Raw genomic sequence first — 4152 nt, 5'->3', positions numbered from 1 at the left:
CGGCGCACCCTGCCACCAGAACGTCGGGATGTCGTACCGCTCGGCGTCGGGATCCCAGTAGGCGGCCCGGATCCGCGACATCAGCCGGCCCTCCTGTCGAGCGCCGGCCGGTCGGCGGCCCGGCCGCGCAGGGTGGCGGGTCGGATCGCGGCGACGGCGGCCAGCAACTCGCGGCACAGGTGCAGCGCGAGGCCGAGTTGCCGCCGGGCGGTGTCCTCGGTCCGGCTGAGCGGGACGCGGATGCGGATCTCGGCGTAGTCGACGTCGGCGGCGCGGACGCGGGTGATGATGGCCCGGCCGCCGAGCGACCCGTCGGCGATGATGTCCGGGGCCTGGTGCAGGGTGACCCCGCAGCGGTGATCGCGGGTGCACCAGGTGGTGTGCGGCGTCTCGCTCCGGGTGAACCGGGCCATGGTCCGGGCCATCAGCGCGTGCCCTTGCCGTGCATCTCGCGCAGGCTGTTGATGATCCGGCGGCCGACGCGCAGGCGGCGTCCGTCGCCGTGGCAGCGGCGGCAGAGGCCGAACGCGCGGCCGAACGGGGAACGGCGGGTGCCGGTGCCGGAGCACTTGCGGCAGGCTCCGAACGGCCAGAGCCAGCACCCGAGGGCGTAACACAGCGTGGCGATCACGGCGGCGAGGATCAGCACGCCGATCGTGGTGGGTTTCGAGGGTCGCGGTCGCGGCAAGGGCAGGCACAATGAGCCTCCAGAGGCGGTTTTTGGGCGTGAAGGGCTGGCGACGCAACCCGCGACCGGTCAATGTCTGCGCTGACCAGGCCGGTCGCGGGTTGGGTCGCGGTGACGCGACCGGTCGCGGGCGGGCCGCGACCGGTCAGGCGGCCTTGCGGCGGGCGATCGCGGCGTCGATGTCGTCGGCCTTGGCTCCCTTGAGGGCCTTGCCGGACCGCTTGACGTCAACGCTGCGTACACCGAACGACCGGACCTGAGCCGAGACCGACTCGGCGGTCACGTCCGCGTACGCCTCGGGCAACCGGTCGGCGAGGCGGGCCGCGATCTCTTCCCACTGCGCGCCGGTCTCGCCGCGCTCGATCACGCTGCGGACGTCGGCGAGCACGTCGCGGACCTCGCGGGCGACGTCCTCGCCGGCCGCCATGCCGGACAGCGTGCCGGCCGCCTCGCGCAGCTTCCGCGCGGCGATCAGGATCTTCTCCGCGTCGTCGGCGTCGGCGAGGTACGTCCGCACGGTCGGGGTAGCGTCGGACGCGCCGCGCAGGATGCCGACGCCCTTGTAGCTGGGCAGCAGCGTCGACGAGTCGTAGCCCTCGGAGTTCGCCCCCGCCCCCAACACCAGGTCGGAGACGTTCCACGAGCCGGTACGCAGGGAGAACCGCACCTGGTGGTTGTCGCGGAAGCTGATGAACTGCGTGGCGACCTGCCCGCCGCCGACCCCGCTGGGCCGCTGGGTGGCGTCGACGAACCCGACACCGGCCGCCGGGGCGACCTTGACCAGGTAGACCAGCAGCGAAGCGATCTCCTTGCTGATGTCGCCGAGGTCGAAGTACTCCTGAAACTCGTCCAGCACGACCAGCCGCACCGGCATCCGGTACTTCGGGTCACGGGCGATCTCGCGGGTCAGCTTGCCCTCGGGGCAGATGTCGACCGGCAGCTTGGACAGCCGCTCGTACCGGTCCTGCACGTCGGCCTTGATCTCGCGCAGCGCTTCGAGCGCGATCTCGGCGGGGTCACCGTCGCGGGTCATCGCCAGACCGAACGCGTACCGGTCGGCGACCAGCGCGAACTTGCGCCAGTCCGGCTTGCCGCCGCCGTCCAGGACCGTCAGCTTCACGTACGGGTCCAGCGCGGCGTACAGGGCCAGCGAGCGGGCGGCGAACGTCTTGCCCTGCCGAGGCTGCGCGCCGATCAGGATGCTGTTCCACATCAGATCGACGCTCACCTTGTTGCCGCGCTCGTCCAGCCCGAACGGGGCAGGCTGCCAAATGTCGGTCGGCTTGCACCGCAGCAGCGGCGTCCGGCCTGCGCCCTGGGCGAGCGGGTCGCGGTCGGCGACCCACAGCGTGTGCCGCCGGTGCGACGACGGATCGCGGGTGATGAACACCTGCGACACCGCCACGTCAAGGCCCGAGGCGATCGCCCCGCGTGCCTTCACCGCGTCGTCGAACGTCTTGCCGTACGGCAGATCGATCGACACCTGCGAACCGGTGCCCGAGGCGTCACGGGCCATGGTCGAGCCGAACCCGATCTGCTGGTGCGCCTTGTCCGGGTGTCCGAGACCAGCGGCGTAGTACGCGCGCAGGATGATGTCCGGGTTCACCCGGCGGAAGCGACCCGAGACGGTGGCCGGGGTGATGATGCGCCGATCCTCCGGGCGGCCGATGTGCGCCAAGAACGCGACCAGCAGGCAAGCGGTCAGCACCAGCGCCCACACCGGGGCGACGGCGTAGAGCACCGGACCGCCGACGCACACCGCGACGGCCTCGGCGGCGAGCACGATGCCGCGCCACATGCGGGTGGCCTTGACCTCCCGGTGCAGCTTGAGCCACATCGCGGGGTCGTTGGCGTCGGCGGCGGCCTGCCGCAGCCCGTACTGCTCCGACACCCACCACCACTTGAGCTGCCGACCGATCAGCCGGAACGTGCCGACCCCGGCCCAGAACGTAGCGAGGGTGGCGTACTGAGGTGCGCGGACCGCGTGGAAGCCGGCACGGTAGCCGGTCAGGGCGGCGGCCTGCGCGAGGCTGTGCCGGATGTTCGGCCACGTCGACCAGTTGGCCGGCACGATCGGCCGCTTGCCCGAGGCATCGACCGGCGGCGGCTCGACCGGCATCCCGCCGCGCTGCGGAGCCTCGTCAAGGTTTACCTCGAAGTGCGTGCCCGACTCGGCGGCGGCCCGGCGTGCCCGCTTGGCGTCCAGGTCGACCACCTCGGCGACGTCGGCCTCGGCGGCGGTCCAGTCGAAGTTATCGGGGTTGGGGTTGGGCGTGTTCACGGCGTTGTCCTCCGGTCTCAGGCGGCGATCACGAGGGCGGCGACGAACAGGAACAGGTAGTGGAAGGACTGATCGAGGGCGTAAGAGCCGGTGCCGAGCGACGGGTTGTCGTCGCGGCCGGGACGCGGGATGCCGAGGGCATAGAACTTCGTGGAGCCGCACAGGTCGGCGAGGCGCTTGAGCGGGGTGCGCCGGTCGGCGATGTAGTGCGTGACGGCGGAGATCGCGAGTCCGGCGGCGATATTGCCGGGGCTGACGTCCAGGTCGGTCGACAGCGCGAGGGCGGCGAGGGCGACCAGCGCGGTCAGCGTGTAAGTGGTGACGTGCGCGGCGCAGGCGATGCGGCCGGGCCAGCCGGGGCGGCCCTTGCAGTCGGCCTGGTGCTGAGTCTGGATCCAGTGGTCAGCGACCTGGTGAGCGACGAACAGGGCGACGAAGACAGCAGCGAACGTGGCAGTCATGATGGGGGTCTCTCCTGAGGTCTGGTGACTGATGGGAGGACCGGTGACGCGGCGCTTGCTTGGCGGCGGGTGGCCGCGTCACCGGGCGGAGCTAGGCGGCGGCGAGAGTGGGCGTTTCCGCAGGTACCGGGGCAGATGGTGACGCATCGGTGACGCGCAGGGCGGCGAGGTGACGCCGCGCGGTCGAGACCGAGACACCGGCCTTGGCGGCGATCTCCGAGACCGGCGCGTCGGGCATCTTGGCGGCGGCCTTGGCGACCTTCTCGGCCGACACCGGACGCGGCGTGACGCGCTTCGCGGGCGTCTTCTTGACCGGCGAAGCCGGGGCAGGCTCGGCGGCGGACGGCTCCGGACCCCAGATGTCCTCGTTGGTGTAGACCGGCTTCGGCTCGACCAGGTCGGCGGGGGCCGGGGCCGGCTCGCTGACCGCTTCGGCCTCGATCGCGGTCTCGGTCAGGGTGCGGATCCGGCCGCCGATCTCAACCAGGCTGATCGACGCGACCACGATCAGGCCATCCACGCTGAACGGCAGCAGGTAGGCCGACGAGTCAGCCTCGCCGTACCGGATAGCCACGCCCACCATGTGCCAGTACGACACCCACGCCGCGATACCCGCGATAACGGCCGTAGCGCCCAGCCGGAACGCCGACAGCGCACCGCGCCGCGCCGGGATCCGAGAGATCAGCTCGACCGCCAGCAGCAGCGCCACCGGCGACCAGGCG

At 71.7% G+C, this 4152-nt stretch carries 5 protein-coding genes and 1 pseudogene; all 6 read right to left on the bottom strand.

What is annotated here, in order from left to right:
• Window positions 1-81: pseudogene (locus AWW66_RS36595) on the bottom strand (RRQRL motif-containing zinc-binding protein); the annotation flags it as partial.
• Complete coding sequence (locus AWW66_RS31520) at window positions 81-425, bottom strand: hypothetical protein (protein ID WP_067374306.1); 345 nt, start codon at window positions 423-425, stop codon at window positions 81-83. The gene AWW66_RS31520 and the pseudogene AWW66_RS36595, both read right to left, overlap by 1 nt.
• On the bottom strand, window positions 425-649 hold the full coding sequence (locus AWW66_RS31515) for a hypothetical protein (RefSeq protein ID WP_245648578.1): 225 nt from the start codon (window positions 647-649) through the stop codon (window positions 425-427). The genes AWW66_RS31520 and AWW66_RS31515 overlap by 1 nt, the downstream gene beginning before the upstream one ends.
• Window positions 650-833: 184 nt before the next feature.
• Window positions 834-2969 (bottom strand): P-loop NTPase family protein, encoded by a 2136-nt coding sequence (locus AWW66_RS31510; protein WP_067374303.1) that lies wholly within the window; start codon window positions 2967-2969, stop codon window positions 834-836.
• A 17-nt stretch (window positions 2970-2986) separates the two neighbouring features.
• Window positions 2987-3430, bottom strand: a complete 444-nt coding sequence (locus tag AWW66_RS31505; RefSeq protein WP_067374300.1) for a DUF3307 domain-containing protein — start codon at window positions 3428-3430, stop codon at window positions 2987-2989.
• Between the two features lie 91 nt (window positions 3431-3521).
• Window positions 3522-4152 (bottom strand): DUF2637 domain-containing protein (locus AWW66_RS31500; RefSeq protein ID WP_067374297.1); only part of this gene is annotated, 631 nt, incomplete at its 5' end.

Origin of the sequence: Micromonospora rosaria (genome assembly GCF_001567585.1) — a bacterium.
In the GTDB taxonomy this organism is placed as follows: domain Bacteria; phylum Actinomycetota; class Actinomycetes; order Mycobacteriales; family Micromonosporaceae; genus Micromonospora; species Micromonospora rosaria.
Note: the sequence above shows the minus strand (reverse complement) of the source record. Positions and strands in the feature narration are given on the sequence as shown.

What these genes read in the sequence shown, in the direction of transcription:
- AWW66_RS31520 (WP_067374306.1), bottom strand. Translation starts at nt 425, where the DNA reads ATGGCCCGGACCATGGCCCGGTTCACCCGGAGCGAGACGCCGCACACC.
- AWW66_RS31505 (WP_067374300.1), bottom strand. Translation starts at nt 3,430, where the DNA reads ATGACTGCCACGTTCGCTGCTGTCTTCGTCGCCCTGTTCGTCGCTCAC.